Below are 15,721 nucleotides of genomic sequence, written 5' to 3' on the forward strand. Positions count from 1 at the left end.
AGCCGCGCCCGATCCGTCGGCGCGGCGAAATCAGGGCTCTACCGGGCGTCCCGATCGAGCAGTTGCTGAATGCCCTGCTGCCGCTCCTGCGGCGAGGCGTTCGGCGTCTCCTCCGGGGGAGGCGCGGTGTCCGGCGTCGGCGCGGAAGGGGCGGCGGGCGCCTGGGCGTCCCCGGCCGCGCCGTCCCGGCGCTTGAGCTTCTGCAAGATGGTGCTTTCGGGATCGTCCGGCAACAGCGCCAGAAGCTGGTCGCCCGCGCTCTGGAGCAGGGGCTTGGACTGGGAGGTGCGGAACCAGTCCGGCTGTCCCTTCTCCGGCACCAGCCAGGTGAAGAACAGGAAGGCCACCACCACCAGCAACAGCCCGCGCGCGGCCCCGAAGGCGAAGCCGAGGGTGCGGTCGATGGGCCCGATGCGGCTGTCGAGGATCGCGTCCGAGATCTTCATGGTGATGAAGGACACGATCAGCAGCGTGACGATGAAGATGCCGCCGGCGGCGATCACGTCCGCGATCTGCGGCGGGTTGAACGCGATGTGCTGGCGGGCGAGCGCGCGCGCCGGCTCGAACAGCAGCACGGTGGCCGCCACCGCCGCCACCCAGGAGGCGATCGACAGCACTTCGCGGGTGAAGCCGCGCACCATGGCGAGCAGCGCCGACACCAGCATCACGGCGAGGAGGATCACGTCGAGAAGGGTGATGGTCATCTACGCGGCCGGGAACTCGAGATCAGGCGCGCCCCGACAGGGGACGCTTGCGCGGGGTCTCTATACAGCGCGGTCACTCATCCGTCACGCGGCTTGTCGCCGCCCCCGCGGACTCCGCCCGCGCGGCGAGCCGCGCCACCAGCGCGTCGAGGGTGGGGGCGGCCACCGGCCTGACGCCGGCCTCCTGCGCGGCCTCCGCCGCGGGCGGCGGCAGCACCGCCCGCCGGAAGCCGAGCCGGGCGGCCTCCCGAAGCCGCGGCCCCGGATGGGACACCGGGCGCACCGCGCCGGTGAGGCTGATCTCGCCGAAGAACACCGCGTCCACCGGCAGGGGCGCGTTCAGCAGCGACGACACCAGCGCCGCCGCCACCGCGAGGTCCGCCGCCGGCTCCTGGATGCGCAGGCCGCCGGCCACCGCCAGATGCACGTCGTGGCCGCCGAGCCGCACGCCGCAGCGCGCCTCCAGCACCGCCAGCACCATGGCGAGGCGGGCGCCGTCCCAGCCCACCACCGCGCGGCGCGGCGTGCCGAGCGTGGACGGCACCACCAGCGCCTGGATCTCCACCAGGATCGGCCGCGAGCCTTCGAGCCCGGCCAGCACCGCCGCGCCCGGCGCGTCGGGGTCGCGGTCGCCGAGGAACAGGGCGGACGGATTGGTCACCTGCTCCAGCCCGTCGCCGGTCATGGCGAACACGCCGATCTCGTCGGTGGGGCCGAAGCGGTTCTTCTGGGCGCGCAGGATGCGGAAGTCGCGGCCCGAATCGCCCTCGAACGACAGCACCGCGTCCACCATGTGCTCCACCACCCGGGGACCGGCGATCTGGCCGTCCTTGGTGACGTGGCCGACGAGAATCACGCAGGCGCCGGTGGTCTTGGCGTGGCGGATCATGGCCTGCGCCGCCGCGCGCACCTGGGTCACGGTGCCGGGCGCGGATTCCACCTGCCCGGTCCACAGCGTCTGGATGGAGTCGATGATGACGAGCCGCGGCGGCTCGCCCGCCTTCAGGGTGGAGAGGATGTCCTCCACGTTGGTTTCGGCCGCAAGCGCCACCGGCGCCTCCGACAGGCCGAGCCGCTGGGCCCGGAGCCGGACCTGCGCCGCCGCCTCCTCGCCGGAGACGTAGACCACCCGGTGGCCGGCCCGCGCCAGCGCGGCCGAGGCCTGCAGCAGCAGTGTGGACTTGCCGATGCCGGGCTCGCCGCCCAGCAGCAGCACCGAGCCGTGGACGAAGCCGCCGCCGGTGACCCGGTCGAGCTCCGCAAGCCCCGAGACGAGACGGGGGGCCTCGTCGCTCGCGCCCGACAGCCCCTCCAGCGCCACCACCCGGCCGCGCCCGAGCGCCCGCGCCGCAACGCCGGACCCAGCGCCGCCCGGCAGCGGCGCGGCGGCCGCCTCCTCGACGATGGAGTTCCACGCGCCGCAGGCTTCGCACTTGCCCGACCAGCGCGAACTCGCCGCGCCGCAGGCCTGACAGATGAAGGTGGGTTTCAGGCGGGCCATGGGCGTTCGTCGGAGAGCAGGGCGTCGATGGTCAGCGCGTCATGAGGCGCACGGACCCTGACGACGTAGACGATCGCGCGGCCGCTTTCCACCAGCCGGCGAAAACGGGGCCTCTTCGGCGGCCGGGCGCCGCCCCTCACGCGTCCTGCTGGCGGGACTCCTCTTCAGCGGCGGCGGCGATCTCGTCGAACGTCTCCTTGGCCACCAGCAGGGCGTTCACCGCTGCGGGGAACCCGGCGTAGATCGCCATCTGGGTGATGACCTCCACGATCTCGTCGCGGGAGAGGCCCACGTTCAGGCCGCCGCGGATGTGCCATTTCAGCTCCCGCTCCGCGTGGCCGAGCGTGACGAGGGCCGCGATGGTGGCGATCTGGCGGGAGCGCAGGTCGAGGCCGGGGCGGGAGTAGACGTCGCCGAACGGGAACTCCACCAGATGGCGGGCGAAGTCCGGCGCGATGTCCGAAAGCTGCGCCACCACGCTCTCGCCCACCCGGTCGTGGATGCGCGACAGGGTGCGCCGTCCCCGGTCGTGGCGGCTTTCGGCGTCGTCGGTCATGGGCGTCCCTCCGGGCGTGGTCGGGCCAGCGTTCCGGCGTCGGCGCGCGCCCGTCAAGCGCCGCGCGGCGAGGCTTGCGCGCCCGTCCTCGGCTTGACACATGGCCCAAAGGCCTGTTTGCACGCCGCGACGTCAAAGCAGCGGGAGCCGCGCAGTGAGCATCGCCTTGATCTTTCCGGGGCAGGGAAGCCAGCAGGTCGGCATGGGCCGCGCGCTTTCCGACAGCTTCGCCGCGGCCCGCGCCGTGTTCGAGGAGGTGGACGCGGCGCTGGGCGAGAGCCTGTCCGCGACGATCTTCGAAGGCCCCGAGGACAAGCTGACGCTCACCGCCAACGCCCAGCCGGCGCTGATGGCGGTCAGCCTCGCGGCGATCCGGGTGCTGGAGGCCGAGGCCGGGCTCGACGTGGCCCGTCACGCCGCCTTCGTGGCCGGCCATTCGCTCGGCGAATATTCGGCGCTCGCCGCCGCCGGCGCGCTGTCGATTTCCGACGCCGCGCGCCTGCTGCGCATCCGCGGCGAGGCGATGCAGAAGGCGGTTCCGGTGGGCGAGGGCGCCATGGCGGCGCTGCTCGGGCTCGATCTGGACGCCGCCCGCGCGGTCGCGGCCGAGGCGGCCGAGGGCGACGTCTGCGCCGCCGCCAACGACAACGCGCCGGGACAGGTGGTGATCTCGGGCGCCAGGGCCGCGGTGGAGCGCGCCATCGCGCTGGCGAAGCCGAGGGGCGCCAAGCGGGCGGTGCTGCTGCCGGTGTCCGCGCCGTTCCATTGCGCGCTGATGCGGCCGGCGGCCGAGGCCATGCGCGAGGCGCTGGCCGGGGTGAAGCTCCAGGCGCCGAAGGCTCCGCTGGTCGCCAACGTCACCGCGAGCCCGCTCACCGACCCCGAGGACATCCGCACCCGGCTGGTGGAGCAGGTCACCGGCGCGGTGCGCTGGCGCGAATCCATGGGCTTCATGGCGGGCGCGGGCGTGACCCATTTCGTCGAGGTGGGCGCCGGCAAGGTGCTGGCCGGCCTCGTGAAACGCAACGCCGAGGGCGCGACCGGCGAGTCGGTCGGAACGCCCGAGGACGTGGCCCGCGTCGTCGCGGCCGGCGCGTTCGCCGGCGACGCCTGAACCGCACAGATCGGGGACAAACGCATGTTCGATCTCACCGGGCGCACCGCCCTCGTCACCGGCGCCACGGGCGGCATCGGCGGCGCCATCGCCCGCGCGCTGCACGGCCAGGGCGCGACCGTCGCCATCTCCGGCACCCGCGCCGAGGCGCTTCAGCAGCTTGCGGACGAACTGGGCGAGCGGGTCCACGTCCTGCCCGCGAACCTGAAGGACGCGGCGAGCGTCGACGCCCTGCCGGGACAGGCGGAGGCGGCGCTGGGCGGCCTGGACGTCCTCGTCCACAACGCCGGCATCACCCGCGACAACCTGTTCCTGCGCATGAAGGACGAGGAATGGGCGGACGTGATCCAGGTGAACCTGACGGCGGGCTTCCGGCTCTACCGGGCGGCGCTGAAGGGCATGATGAAGCGCCGCCGCGGCCGCCTCATCGGCATCACCTCGGTGGTGGGCGTCACCGGCAATCCGGGGCAGGGCAACTACGCCGCCTCCAAGGCCGGGCTGATCGGCATGTCCAAGTCGCTGGCGGCCGAGGTGGCGAGCCGGGGCATCACCGTGAACTGCATCGCGCCCGGTTTCATCGAAAGCCCGATGACCGACGCGCTGAACGAGAAGCAGAAGGAAGCCTCGCTGGCCCACATCCCGCTCGGCCGCTTCGGCCAGGGCGCGGAGGTGGCCGCCGCGGCGGTCTATCTGGCCAGCGACGAGGCGGCCTATGTCACCGGCCACACGCTCCAGGTGAACGGCGGCATCGCCATGGTCTGAGGCGAGACCCTCTTGGCGCGACTGGCGCCGGGCGCCGCGACATGATACCAGACGCCCGGCCCAGAAACGGAGACGGAGCAGGGGTCCCGCCGCGCGGCGAGCCGACGAAGCGTTAGAAAGTCGTTGCCGGAACCGTCTTCCGCCTTCAAAAAGCCCTCTCGGAAGAATCGCGGCCTGCCCAAACCAACACGGGCCGGGATTTCTCCACCGAGGCGATCTTCCGAAGCAGAACCACCGAAGGAACACCTAGATGAGCGACATTGCCGAACGCGTGAAGAAGATCGTGGTCGAGCATCTCGGCGTGGACGCCGAGAAGGTCACCGAGAACGCGAGCTTCATCGACGACCTCGGCGCGGACAGCCTCGACACCGTCGAGCTGGTCATGGCGTTCGAAGAAGAGTTCGGCGTCGAGATTCCGGACGACGCGGCCGAGACCATCCTCACGGTCGGCGACGCCACCAAGTTCCTTGAGAAGAACGCCGCGCAGGCTTGATCTGCGCCGCATCGACACGGCGGGCATGATGCAGGACGGAACTCGGTTCCGGCGAGCCGCGCGATGAGGCGCGTCGTCGTCACGGGCCTCGGGCTGGTGACGCCGCTGGGAAGCGGCGTCGAGACGGTTTGGCGGCGGCTCATCGCCGGCGAGAGCGGTCTCCGGAAGATCGAGACCTTCCAGGTCGACGATCTTCCGGCGCGCATCGCCGGCGTCATCCCGCGCGGCGACGGGTCCGACGGGACCTTCAACGCCGACGACTGGATGGAGCCCAAGGAGCAGCGCAAGGTCGACGACTTCATCGTCTTCGCCATGGCGGCCGCCGACCAGGCTCTGGCGGATAGCGGCTGGACGCCGAAGACGGAGGACGACCGCTACGCCGCCGGCGTGCTGATCGGCTCCGGCATCGGCGGCCTGCAGGGCATCGAAGAGGCGTCGCACACGCTGCGCGACAAGGGCCCCCGCCGCCTGTCGCCGTTCTTCATCCCCGGCCGGCTGATCAATCTGGCGAGCGGACACGTCTCCATCCGGCACGGGCTCAAGGGCCCGAACCACGCGGTGGTGACGGCCTGCTCCACCGGCGCGCACGCCATCGGCGACGCCGCCCGGCTGATCGCCCTCGGCGACGCCGACGTGATGGTGGCCGGCGGCACGGAGTCGCCGGTCTGCCGTCTTGCGGTCGCGGGCTTCGCGGCCTGCAAGGCGCTCTCCACCTGCTTCAACGACGAGCCCACCCGCGGCTCGCGGCCTTACGACAAGGACCGCGACGGCTTCGTGATGGGCGAGGGCGCGGGCGTGGTGGTGCTCGAGGAGTACGAGCACGCCAGGGCGCGCGGCGCGAAGATCTACGGCGAAGTGATCGGCTACGGCCTCTCGGGCGACGCCTTCCACATCACCGCGCCGTCCATGGACGGCGACGGCGCGTTCCGCTGCATGAAGGCGGCGCTGAAGCGCGCGGGCATCGAGCCCTCCGCGGTCGACTACGTCAACGCCCACGGCACCTCGACGCCGCTCGGCGACGAGATCGAGCTCGGGGCCGTCACGCGCCTGCTGGGCGACGCGGCGGGAGGCGTCACCATGTCCTCCACCAAGTCGGCCATCGGGCATCTGCTCGGAGCGGCCGGCGCGGTCGAGGCGATCTTCTCCCTGCTCGCCATCCGCGATCAGGTGGCCCCGCCGACGCTCAATCTCGAGAATCCCTCCGTGGAGACCGAGATCGACCTCACGCCGCTCAAGGCCAAGCCGATGACGATCGACGTGGCGCTGTCGAACTCCTTCGGGTTCGGCGGCACCAACGCCTCGCTGGTGTTCCGCCGCCTCGAGGCGTGAGGCGGCGAACGGCTTTCGCCACAATGACGACTAGACTGCCGGCGCCGACATCACGCGCCGGCGGTCTTCCCGCCTGCCATCCGCCCGTTCAGGAGGAGCGTCGAGCTTGAGCGCCGATCCTACGCCGCCCGCCCCATCCTCCGACGCCGCGCCAAACCGGGCCGCGTCCCAGACGTCCGACCGCCGCGCGCCGCGCGGCGCCGAGGCCGGCGGTCCGGACACGCCGCCGCCGCCGCCGCCGCGGCCTGTGCGCCGCCGTGTCCGGCATGGCGCGCTGGTGGGCTATCTCAGCGGCCTGTTCACCTTCCTCACGCTGGCGGCGCTTGGCCTCGGCGGCGCGATCTACTACGGCAAGGCGCTGTTCGACGGTCCCGGCCCGCTGGAGCAGGAAACCGCGGTCGTGATCCCGCTCAACCGGGGCGTCGGCGAGATCGCCGAGACCCTCGCCCGCGCCGGCGTGCTGGACCATCCCAAGGTGTTCGAGGCGGGCGTGCGGCTTTATGGCGGCAGTCTGCGCTACGGCGAATACGCCTTCCCGGCCCATGTCTCCATGCGCGAGGCGATGGAGATCCTGATCTCCGGCAAGGCGATCGAGCACGCCGTCACCGTGCCCGAGGGCCTGACGAGCCAGCAGGTGGTGGAACGTCTGCGCGACGTCGCGGTGCTGACCGGCGACGTGCGCGAGGCGCCGCCGGAGGGCTCGCTGCTGCCGGAGACCTACCGCGTCATGCGCGGCACGCCTCGGGAGCAGGTGATCGCCCGCATGCGGGCCGCCCAGAAGGCCGCGCTGGACGAGATCTGGCGCAAGCGCGACCCCTCCGTGCCGGTGAAGTCGCCGGACGATCTGGTGACGCTGGCCTCGCTGGTGGAGAAGGAGACCGGGATCGCCGAGGAGCGCGGCCGCGTGGCGGCGGTGTTCGTGAACCGGCTCAACAAGGGCATGCGGCTGCAGTCCGATCCCACCATCGTCTACGGGCTCGTGGGCGGCCGCGGCACGCTGGGCCGCAGCCTGACGCGCTCCGACATCCAGTCGCGCACCGCGTACAACACCTATGTGATCAACGGCCTGCCGGCGGGACCGATCGCCAACCCCGGCCGCGCCGCGCTGGAGGCCGCCGCCCGGCCGCCCAAGACCGGCGAACTCTATTTCGTCGCCGACGGCAGCGGCGGCCACGCCTTCGGCAAGACGCTCGCCGAGCACAACCGCAACGTCCAGCGCTGGCGGCAGGTGGAGCGCGCCCGCGGCGCCGCGGCCGATCGGGTCGCGCCGGACGAGGCCACGCCCGAGCCCGAAGGCGGAGCCGATTCGGACCCGCCCACCTCCACCTCCGCGCCGGCCTCCTCGGCGCCGCAGCAGCCGGTCCGTCCCCGGCGATGACGCCGCGGCCGCGCTGCGGCGATTGACGGGGCGCGGACCGCCGGTCCACAAGCCGGACGCACAGCGCGCCGCCCGAGACGGAGACGATCCCATGGCCATCGCCAGCATGACAGGCTTCGCCCGCGTCGCGGGCGGCGTCGGGGATGTGCGCTGGACCTGGGAGATCCGCAGCGTCAACGCCAAGGGGCTGGACCTGCGCCTGCGCACCCCGCCGGGCTTCGACGCGCTGGAGCCGCAGGCCCGCGCGCTCGCCGCCGCCAGGCTGCATCGGGGCACGCTGCACGCGTCGCTGGCGCTGGAGCGCGCGGCGCGTCCGACCGAGGTGCGGGTCAACGAGGCGGCGCTCGCCGCGGTGCTGGCGGCCGCCGCCGCCATCCGCGCCCGCGCGCCCGAGATCGCGCCGCCGAGCGTCGACGGCCTGCTCGCCCAGCGCGGCGTGGTGGAGGTGGTGGAGACGCAGGAGACGCCCGAGCAGCGGGCCGCCCTCGACGCCGCGGCGCTCGCCGATTTCGGAAGGGCGCTCGACGCGCTTTCGGCCATGCGCGCCGCGGAAGGCGCGGCGCTGGCCGCGGTGCTGGGCGAGCGGCTGGCGACCATCGCCGCGCTCGCCGCGCAAGCGGACGCCTGTCCCGCCCGCCGTCCGGAAGCGATCCGGGCCAGGCTCGCGGAGCAGGTGGCGGCGCTGCTCGGGGCGTCTCCCCAGCTCGATCCCGACCGGCTGCACCAGGAGGCGGCGCTGCTCGCCGCCCGCGCCGACGTGCGCGAGGAGCTGGACCGGCTCGCCGCCCATGTGGAGGCGGCGCGGGCGCTGATCGCCGAGGGCGGTCCCGTGGGCCGGCGGCTCGATTTCCTGGCGCAGGAGTTCGGGCGCGAATCCAACACGCTGTCGGCCAAGTCCAACGACCGCAGCCTCACCGCCATCGGGCTGGAGCTCAAGGCCGTGGTGGAGCAGTTCCGCGAGCAGGTCCAGAACGTGGAGTGACGGCCATGGCCCCCCAATCCGCCGCCGAGCTGGTGGCCGAGCATCCGCGCCGCGGCGTGCTGCTGATCCTGTCCTCGCCCTCCGGCGCGGGCAAATCCACGCTCACCCGCGCGCTGCTGGACACCGACGACCAGATCACGCTGTCGATCTCCGCCACCACCCGCGCCAAGCGGCCGAGCGAGGCCGACGGCGTGCATTACCGCTTCCTGAAGCAGCGCGACTTCGACGTGCTGCGCGACGCGGGCGAACTGCTGGAGCACGCCGAGGTGCACGGCAACTCCTACGGCACGCCCAAGGAGCCGGTGGTCCGCGCGCTGGAGGAAGGCCGCGACGTGCTGTTCGACATCGACTGGCAGGGCACGCTGCAGGTGCGCAACGCCATGCCGGACGACGTCGCCACCGTGTTCATCCTGCCGCCCTCGGTGCCGGAGCTGAAGGCGCGGCTGGAGCGGCGGGCGGAGAACACGCCGGAGGACATCAAGCGCCGGCTGCGCAACGCCGCGGTCGAGATCGAGCGCGGGACCGACTACGACTACGTGGTGATCAACGACGACTTCGAGCGCTGCCTGAACGAAGTGCGCGCCATCCTGCAGGCGGAGCGCCTGAAGCGCGTGCGCCAGCCCGGCCTCAACGCCTTCGCCGCCAGCCTGATCGGCGCGTTGTCCGGGGACTGAGCCGCCCCCGGACGCAGCTTGGCGTCAGCCGTTCTCCGGCGCGTAGGTGAAGGCCCACGTCTCGGTCAGCGCCCGCTCGCCCGCCTTCAGGAAGGCGCGCAGCTCCATGGGCCTGGCGCCGTCGGCCTGCACGTCGATGCCGACCCGGAAGCCGCCGATCTTCGGGTTCGGCGTCACGAAGGCCCCGCGGATGCCGCCGGTGGAGGCCGAAGGCACCACCTGCACCCGCGACGGGTCGTTCAGGTAGTAGGGCAGGTCGCCGCCGGCGAAGTCGATGATGAAGCGCTGGGCCCCCGGAGGCACGGGCTCCGCCGAGCCCAGCGCCGCCGCGCGGGTGGGATAGGTGTTCACCGCCCGGCCGCCCGGATGCATCTTGCCGTCCGAGGACAGCGACTTCAGCCGGTATCCGAACACCTTCTCCTGGCCCACGGGCAGCGGGTCGGTGGGGGTCCAGAAGGCGACGACGTTGTCGTTGGTCTCGTCGTCGGTGGGCAGTTCGATCAGCTCGATCCGGCCCGCGCCCCAGCCCTCGCGCGGCTCCACCCAGTAGCTCGGGCGGAGCTGATAGGCGAGGTCGAGGTCCTGGTAATGCTCGAACAGCCGGTCGCGCTGCATCAGGCCGAAGCCGCGGGGGTTGGCGTCCCACAGCGCGGTGGTCTGGGGCGTCTTCGGGTTGCGCAGCGGGCGCCACACCCATTCGCCGCCGCTGGTCTGCACTAGCAGGCCGTCGGAATCGTGCAGTTCGGGGCGGAAGTCGCTGTAATGGCGGCGCTGGTTCTCGCCGTAGAAGAACATGGAGGTGAGCGGCGCGATCCCGAGCTTGGCGATGGGCTTGCGGGCGATCAGCGTCGCGGTCACGTCCACCGTGGTGTCCACGTCCGGATAGACCACGAAACGGTAGGCGCCGACGATGGACGGGCCGTCCAGCAGCGCGTGGATCACCGCCCGGTCGGCGTTGGCGCCGGGCATCTCCACCCAGAACTCGCGAAAGTCCGGGAACTCCTCCGGGGTCGGCAGCCCGGTGTCCACCGCGACGCCCCGCGCGGAGATGCCGTAGACCTGGTTGCGGCCGAGCACCCGGAAATAGCTCGCGCCCACGAAGGAGATCAGTTCGTCGAACACCCGCGGATCGTTGAGCGGGTAGTGCAGCCGGAAGCCGGCGAAGCCCAGGTCCACCGGCAGCGGCCGGTCGAACCTGTTGGCGCCGTAGTCGAACAGGGCGGCGGAGTAGGGCGCGGGGGTGGCGATGCCGTCGCGCACCACGTTCACCACCACGGGGCGCCGGTAGAGGAAGCCCGGATGGAAGAACTGCATCCGGAACGGCCCGCCGGCGGTGGCGAGCAGCGCCCGGTCCGGGCGGAAACGGATGTCCCGGTACTGGTCGAAGGTGAGGTTGCGCAGGCTCTCCGGCAGCTCGGGCGCCCGGTCGTCATAGGGCTCGCGCGCCAGATCCCGGGCGCGGCGCACCACGTCCTCATAGGCGAAGGCGGGAGCGGGGCTCGGCTGCTGGGCGAAGGCCGGGACGGAGGCGGCGAAAGCGCAGGCGGAGCCGCCGAGAAGCAGCGCGTCGCGGCGCGAGAAGGGGCGATGGGCGAAATCGGTCATCGGGTCTCGTGTCGGGAGGCGGAAGAGGGGCGGCGCCGTCCCGCCGGAGCGGTGGACGGGACGTCGCGGCGCCTGCGAACGGCGCCGATCAAGGAGTAGCGGCCCGCCTTCGCTCCCGCAAGCTGAGCGCCTGCGGCAGTCATTTGGAATTCATTAAGAAAAAACCTGCGGCGGAGGCCGAATTTCCTGTTGCATGCGACAGGGATCGCCCCTATCTCATCGCTCGCCCAATGAACGCGTGCCTGTGTCGTGTGTCGGGCGGCGGGAACTCCCCGCCGGGCAGCCCGATGGCCGGAAATCCCAACCGGCTCTAAGTCGTCTCTCCGACGGCGGACGCGACGTGAAGCAACGACGTAGAGGGCTTTTTTGGTCTCTGCCGGCTCTCCAAAGGCCGGGGTCACTGAAGAGGCGACTACTTCCTTGCCGGGCGCGTGGGTCTCAGGGTTTCCCCAAGTCCCAAGCGTGGCGCCGACCTGTCGCAGACGGATGTCCTCCGCCTCGCGGTCGTCGTGACTACGGCGTTTTCGAACGGCCTCAAGCCGCAAGGCTTCCGGCCATGAGACGTTGACAACGTCCGCCGGCGCGTCTCCAACGCGCGCCGCGGGCGACCGGCGTCTCACACGCTCACACCTTGAGACTTCGTTGGGACACGCCATGGCCTCGCACCTCGCCGCTCTTGAGAACGACCGCATCCGCCGCTTCCTCGCGGAGAAGAACTCCGACCAGCCGATCCTGGTCGTGGACAGCGAGATCGTGCGCGACAACTTCGCCAAGATCGCCCGCGCGCTGCCGGACACCCGCGTGTTCTACGCGGTGAAGGCCAATCCGGCGCCGGAGATCCTGCAGCTGCTCGCCGACATGGGCTCGTGCTTCGACTGCGCCTCCGTGGTCGAGATCGACATGGCGCTCGCCACCGGCGTGACCCCGGACCGCATCTCCTTCGGCAACACCATCAAGAAGGAGCGCGACGTGGCCGCCGCTCACCAGCGCGGCGTCGGCCTGTTCGCGGTGGACTGCCGCGCCGAGGTGGAGAAGGTGGCCCGTCAGGCCCCCGGCGCCCGCGTGTTCTGCCGCATCCTCGCCGACGGCGCCGGCGCCGAGTGGCCGCTGTCCCGCAAGTTCGGCTGCGTCCCCGAGATGGCCGCCGACGTGCTGGAGCACGCCCACCGCAACGGCCTGACCGCCTATGGCGTGTCGTTCCACGTGGGTTCGCAGCAGAACAACGTCGGCGCCTGGGACGGCGCGCTCGCCTCCGCGGCCGCGATCTTCCGCGACTGCGCCGAGCGCGGCATCACGCTCTCCATGGTGAACCTGGGCGGCGGCTTTCCCACCCGCTACCTCAAGGACATCCCGGCGGTCGAGGCTTACGGCGAGTCGATCTTCGAGGGCCTGCGCGCCCATTTCGGCAACCAGATCCCCGAGACCATCATCGAGCCGGGCCGCGGCATGGTCGGCAACGCCGGCGTGATCGAGGCCGAGGTGGTGCTGGTGTCGAAGAAGTCGGACGCCGCGGACGAGCTGCGCTGGGTCTATCTGGACATCGGCAAGTTCGGCGGCCTGGCCGAGACCATGGACGAGGCCATCCGCTACCCGATCCGCACCGGCCGCGACGGCGACGCCGTCGCTCCTTGCGTGCTCGCCGGCCCGACCTGCGATTCGGCGGACGTGATGTACGAGAAGGCGCCCTACGCGCTGCCCGTGAGCCTGGAGATCGGCGACAAGGTGCTGATCGAGGCCGCCGGCGCCTACACCACCACTTACGCGGCGGTCGCCTTCAACGGCTTCGCGCCTCTCGCCTCCGTCGTCATCTGACCCCTTAAAAGGTCGTCTAACCCTTCAGGAGGGTTTCATGGCCGTCATTCGTGACGAGGCCCCGGCCGACGCCGGGGTCCGCGAGGCGCTGCTCGACCGCGCGTTCGGTCCCGCCCGCTTCGCCAAGACCTGCGAGCGGCTGCGCGAAGGCCGTCTGCCGGCGCAGGGACTCGCGCTCAAGGCCGTCGACGCCTGCGGTCGCATGGTGGGCACGCTGCGCTTCTGGCATGTGGCGCTGGGCGAGACCCGCGGCGCGCTCATGCTCGGGCCGCTCGCCGTCGAGGCCGACGTCCGCGAGGGCGGGATCGGCGCGGCGCTGATGCGCGAGGGCCTCGCCCGCGCGGCCGCGCTCGGCAACGAGGCGGTGATCCTCGTGGGCGACGAGGCCTATTACCGCCGCTTCGGCTTCACGGGCGAGCGCATGGGCGATCTCGCCCTGCCGGGCCCTGTGGAGCGGGCGCGCTTCCTCGGTCTGGAGCTTGCGGACGGCGCACTTGAGGGCGCGTCCGGCATGGTGCGCGCCACCGGCGCCGTGGCCCTGCCGCGCCGCGTGGCCCCCGCCGTGGCCCCGAAGCGCGCGGCCTGACCGCCGCGAAGGCCGCGTCCGCGAGGCGCGGCCCCGCCTTGCCTTTCCCCGCCCGCTCGGGCCTGATGCGGCCCGCGTGGCCTGAGGGGAGACGTCCATGTCCGGTTTCGACATCGCCGCGATCGCGGTCGCGGCGCTGATCATCTTCGTGATCTTCGCCGGCGTGAAGACCGTGCCGCAGGGCTTCAACTACACGGTCGAGCGCTTCCAGAAGTACACCCGCACGCTGGAGCCGGGCCTCACCCTCATCATTCCCTTCATCGACCAGATCGGTCGCAAGGTGAACATGATGGAGCAGGTGCTGGACATCCCGAGCCAGGAGGTCATCAGCCGCGACAACGCCAGCGTGACGGTGGACGGCGTCGCCTTCTATCAGGTGATCGACGCGCCGCAGGCCTCCTACGAGGTGACCAATCTGGAGCGCGCCATGATGGCGCTGACCATGACCAACATCCGCTCGGTGCTGGGCGCCATGGACCTCGACCACATCCTGTCCCAGCGCGACGAGATCAACACCCGGCTGCTGCATGTGGTGGACGCCGCCGCGGGCGCGTGGGGCGTGAAGGTCACCCGCATCGAGATCAAGGACATCACCCCGCCGGCGGACCTCGTGGCCGCCATGGGCCGGCAGATGAAGGCCGAGCGCGAGAAGCGCGCCTCCATCCTGGTGGCGGAGGGCGCCAAGCAGGCGCAGATCCTTGAGGCCGAGGGCCGCAAGGAGGCCGCCTTCCGGGACGCCGAGGCCCGCGAGCGCGCGGCGCAGGCGGAGGCGACCGCCACCTCGCTGGTCAGCGAGGCCGTGGCCCGCGGCGACACCGCGGCGCTGAACTATTTCGTGGCCCAGCAGTATGTGGAGGCGCTGAAGGCCATGGCCACGGCGCCGAACCAGAAGACCTTCGTGCTGCCCTACGAGGCGACCGCGCTGCTGGGCTCCATCGGCGGCGTGGCGGAGCTCGCCCGCGAGGCCTTCGGCGGGCAGGCCCCGGGCGCGGACGCCCAGCCCCGGCGGTCGCGCGGCTCGGTTCCGCCCACCGGCGGGGCGGCCTGATCCCATGATCGCGGGCGTGGTCGCGGCGCTGGGCGGCTGGGCCTGGGTGGTGCTGGTCCTGGCGCTGCTTTCGGCCGAGCTGATCATTCCCGGCACGGTGCTGCTGTGGCTCGGCATGGCGGCGCTCGCCGTCGGCGGGCTGTCGCTGCTGGCCGCGCCCGGCTGGCAGGCGGAGCTGATCGTGTTCGCCGTGCTCGCGCTCGCCGCCGCCGTGGGCTGGTGGCTCTACGGCCGCCCGGACAACGCCGCGTCGAGCGACCGGCCGATGCTGAACCGTCGCGCCCAGCGCCATGTGGGCAAGGCGCTGACTCTGGACGAGCCGATCGCCCGCGGCGAGGGCCGGGTGCGGATCGACGATTCGGTCTGGCGCGTGCGCGGACCCGACCTGCCGGCGGGCGCGCGCGTGACGGTGATCGCCGCCGACGGCGCCACGCTGGTGGTGGAGAAGGCCGCGGACTGAGGTTTTGGGCCTCTCACCACGTTCCGATGTTGGGCGCCGAGGCCCAGGGCTCCTGCGGCGGCCGGGCGCCGCCCTTCTGCAGCAGTTCGATCGAGATGTTGTCCGGCGAGCGCACGAAGGCCATGCGGCCGTCCCGGGGCGGACGGTTGATGGCGACGCCCGCCGCCGCGAGTTTCGCGCACAGCGCATAGATGTCGTCCACCTCATAGGCCAGGTGGCCGAAGTTGCGGCCCTCGCCGTAGGTCTCCGGGTCCCAGTTGTGGGTCAGCTCCACCTGCGCCTCGGGCTGCCCGGGCGCGGCGAGGAAGATCAGCGTGAAGCGGCCGGCCTCGTTGTCGATGCGTCGCACCTCCTCCAGCCCGAGCTTGGCGCAGTAGAAGTCCAGCGAAGCGGCGACGTCGGTCACGCGGACCATGGTGTGCAGATAGCGCATGGGGTGGCTCCGATGTGCGCGCCGCGACGCCCGATCATCGGCCATGCGGCGCAGACCGCATTCTAGGCTTGGGAGCCGCGGCGCACAGGGCGGGCGCCGTCGCGGGGCGGCCGTCGCTGGCCGGTGGCGCTTAATGGCCGGATTTCCAACGTCGCCCGCGCTCGAACACGCGAGCGCGCCTGCGCGCCATTGACGCGGGGCGCTTCAGCCCTTACGTAAAATTCGCAAGCAAGGCCAATAGTTTAGATGAATTCCAAACTGTAATGTTCCGGTAAGTCCCACGG

The 15,721-nt window shown here is 71.9% G+C and carries 16 protein-coding genes; 11 read left to right on the forward strand and 5 right to left on the reverse strand.

Annotated features, from left to right (window positions below; translation table 11 throughout):
• Window positions 1-38: 38 nt before the first annotated feature.
• The 3 genes from PKE85_RS10780 to PKE85_RS10790 form a co-directional block, all read right to left on the reverse strand.
• Window positions 39-704 carry a CvpA family protein gene (locus tag PKE85_RS10780; protein ID WP_271204742.1) on the reverse strand — a complete coding sequence of 222 codons (666 nt, stop codon included), beginning with the start codon at window positions 702-704 and terminating at the stop codon, window positions 39-41.
• Window positions 705-777: 73 nt separating this feature from the next.
• Window positions 778-2,205, reverse strand: a complete 1,428-nt coding sequence (gene radA, locus PKE85_RS10785; RefSeq protein ID WP_271204743.1) for a DNA repair protein RadA — start codon at window positions 2,203-2,205, stop codon at window positions 778-780.
• A gap of 136 nt (window positions 2,206-2,341) precedes the next feature.
• Window positions 2,342-2,761, reverse strand: coding sequence for a carboxymuconolactone decarboxylase family protein (locus PKE85_RS10790; RefSeq protein ID WP_271204744.1), 420 nt, complete (start codon window positions 2,759-2,761; stop codon window positions 2,342-2,344).
• A 154-nt stretch (window positions 2,762-2,915) separates the two neighbouring features.
• On the opposite strand from PKE85_RS10790, the gene fabD reads away from it, so the two are divergent.
• The 7 genes from fabD (at window position 2,916) to gmk (ending at window position 9,493) form a co-directional block, all read left to right on the forward strand.
• Window positions 2,916-3,875 carry an ACP S-malonyltransferase gene (gene fabD, locus PKE85_RS10795; RefSeq protein WP_271204745.1) on the forward strand — a complete coding sequence of 320 codons (960 nt, stop codon included), beginning with the start codon at window positions 2,916-2,918 and terminating at the stop codon, window positions 3,873-3,875.
• 24 nt (window positions 3,876-3,899) lie between these two features.
• On the forward strand, window positions 3,900-4,637 hold the full coding sequence (fabG, locus tag PKE85_RS10800) for a 3-oxoacyl-[acyl-carrier-protein] reductase (RefSeq protein ID WP_271204746.1): 738 nt from the start codon (window positions 3,900-3,902) through the stop codon (window positions 4,635-4,637).
• Window positions 4,638-4,887: 250 nt separating this feature from the next.
• Entirely contained in the window at window positions 4,888-5,130 is a 243-nt protein-coding gene (locus PKE85_RS10805) for an acyl carrier protein (protein WP_271204747.1), read from the forward strand.
• A gap of 63 nt (window positions 5,131-5,193) precedes the next feature.
• Complete coding sequence (gene fabF, locus PKE85_RS10810; protein WP_271204748.1) at window positions 5,194-6,459, forward strand: beta-ketoacyl-ACP synthase II; 1,266 nt, start codon at window positions 5,194-5,196, stop codon at window positions 6,457-6,459.
• A 106-nt stretch (window positions 6,460-6,565) separates the two neighbouring features.
• The gene (mltG, locus tag PKE85_RS10815) at window positions 6,566-7,837 is read left to right on the forward strand and encodes an endolytic transglycosylase MltG (RefSeq protein ID WP_271204749.1); all 1,272 of its coding nucleotides are present in this window, start codon (window positions 6,566-6,568) and stop codon (window positions 7,835-7,837) included.
• 91 nt (window positions 7,838-7,928) lie between these two features.
• Complete coding sequence (locus PKE85_RS10820; RefSeq protein WP_271204750.1) at window positions 7,929-8,819, forward strand: YicC/YloC family endoribonuclease; 891 nt, start codon at window positions 7,929-7,931, stop codon at window positions 8,817-8,819.
• Window positions 8,820-8,824: 5 nt separating this feature from the next.
• Complete coding sequence (gene gmk, locus PKE85_RS10825) at window positions 8,825-9,493, forward strand: guanylate kinase (RefSeq protein ID WP_271204751.1); 669 nt, start codon at window positions 8,825-8,827, stop codon at window positions 9,491-9,493.
• Between the two features lie 24 nt (window positions 9,494-9,517).
• Here the strand turns inward: gmk and PKE85_RS10830 are convergent, their stop codons facing one another.
• On the reverse strand, window positions 9,518-11,098 hold the full coding sequence (locus tag PKE85_RS10830; protein ID WP_271204752.1) for an OpgD/OpgG family glucan biosynthesis protein: 1,581 nt from the start codon (window positions 11,096-11,098) through the stop codon (window positions 9,518-9,520).
• Between the two features lie 654 nt (window positions 11,099-11,752).
• Here PKE85_RS10830 and PKE85_RS10835 point away from each other — a divergent pair.
• The 4 genes from PKE85_RS10835 to PKE85_RS10850 all read left to right on the forward strand — a co-directional run bounded on the left by PKE85_RS10835 (window position 11,753) and on the right by PKE85_RS10850 (window position 15,004).
• Window positions 11,753-12,910 carry a type III PLP-dependent enzyme gene (locus PKE85_RS10835; protein WP_271204753.1) on the forward strand — a complete coding sequence of 386 codons (1,158 nt, stop codon included), beginning with the start codon at window positions 11,753-11,755 and terminating at the stop codon, window positions 12,908-12,910.
• 37 nt (window positions 12,911-12,947) lie between these two features.
• Window positions 12,948-13,496 (forward strand): GNAT family N-acetyltransferase, encoded by a 549-nt coding sequence (locus PKE85_RS10840; RefSeq protein ID WP_271204754.1) that lies wholly within the window; start codon window positions 12,948-12,950, stop codon window positions 13,494-13,496.
• Between the two features lie 97 nt (window positions 13,497-13,593).
• Window positions 13,594-14,544: an SPFH domain-containing protein gene (locus PKE85_RS10845; protein WP_271204755.1), complete on the forward strand. Its 951-nt coding sequence runs from the start codon at window positions 13,594-13,596 to the stop codon at window positions 14,542-14,544.
• Window positions 14,545-14,548: 4 nt separating this feature from the next.
• Window positions 14,549-15,004, forward strand: coding sequence for an NfeD family protein (locus tag PKE85_RS10850; protein ID WP_271204756.1), 456 nt, complete (start codon window positions 14,549-14,551; stop codon window positions 15,002-15,004).
• Between the two features lie 13 nt (window positions 15,005-15,017).
• Here PKE85_RS10850 and PKE85_RS10855 read toward each other — a convergent pair whose 3' ends face one another.
• The gene (locus PKE85_RS10855) at window positions 15,018-15,437 is read right to left on the reverse strand and encodes a VOC family protein (RefSeq protein ID WP_271204757.1); all 420 of its coding nucleotides are present in this window, start codon (window positions 15,435-15,437) and stop codon (window positions 15,018-15,020) included.
• Window positions 15,438-15,721: the final 284 nt, after the last annotated feature.

It is taken from the genome of Methylopila jiangsuensis (assembly GCF_027922305.1).
Taxonomy (GTDB): Bacteria; Pseudomonadota; Alphaproteobacteria; order Rhizobiales; family Methylopilaceae; genus Methylopila; species Methylopila jiangsuensis.

Bases quoted from the DNA above. Each gene is read 5' to 3' on its own strand.
- PKE85_RS10840 (WP_271204754.1), top strand. From the start codon at position 12,948: ATGGCCGTCATTCGTGACGAGGCCCCGGCCGACGCCGGGGTCCGCGAG.
- PKE85_RS10820 (WP_271204750.1), top strand. From the start codon at position 7,929: ATGGCCATCGCCAGCATGACAGGCTTCGCCCGCGTCGCGGGCGGCGTC.
- PKE85_RS10845 (WP_271204755.1), top strand. From the start codon at position 13,594: ATGTCCGGTTTCGACATCGCCGCGATCGCGGTCGCGGCGCTGATCATC.
- PKE85_RS10780 (WP_271204742.1), bottom strand. From the start codon at position 704: ATGACCATCACCCTTCTCGACGTGATCCTCCTCGCCGTGATGCTGGTG.
- PKE85_RS10835 (WP_271204753.1), top strand. From the start codon at position 11,753: ATGGCCTCGCACCTCGCCGCTCTTGAGAACGACCGCATCCGCCGCTTC.
- fabF (WP_271204748.1), top strand. From the start codon at position 5,194: ATGAGGCGCGTCGTCGTCACGGGCCTCGGGCTGGTGACGCCGCTGGGA.
- radA (WP_271204743.1), bottom strand. From the start codon at position 2,205: ATGGCCCGCCTGAAACCCACCTTCATCTGTCAGGCCTGCGGCGCGGCG.
- PKE85_RS10830 (WP_271204752.1), bottom strand. From the start codon at position 11,098: ATGACCGATTTCGCCCATCGCCCCTTCTCGCGCCGCGACGCGCTGCTT.
- PKE85_RS10805 (WP_271204747.1), top strand. From the start codon at position 4,888: ATGAGCGACATTGCCGAACGCGTGAAGAAGATCGTGGTCGAGCATCTC.
- PKE85_RS10790 (WP_271204744.1), bottom strand. From the start codon at position 2,761: ATGACCGACGACGCCGAAAGCCGCCACGACCGGGGACGGCGCACCCTG.
- PKE85_RS10850 (WP_271204756.1), top strand. From the start codon at position 14,549: ATGATCGCGGGCGTGGTCGCGGCGCTGGGCGGCTGGGCCTGGGTGGTG.
- PKE85_RS10855 (WP_271204757.1), bottom strand. From the start codon at position 15,437: ATGCGCTATCTGCACACCATGGTCCGCGTGACCGACGTCGCCGCTTCG.
- fabG (WP_271204746.1), top strand. From the start codon at position 3,900: ATGTTCGATCTCACCGGGCGCACCGCCCTCGTCACCGGCGCCACGGGC.
- gmk (WP_271204751.1), top strand. From the start codon at position 8,825: ATGGCCCCCCAATCCGCCGCCGAGCTGGTGGCCGAGCATCCGCGCCGC.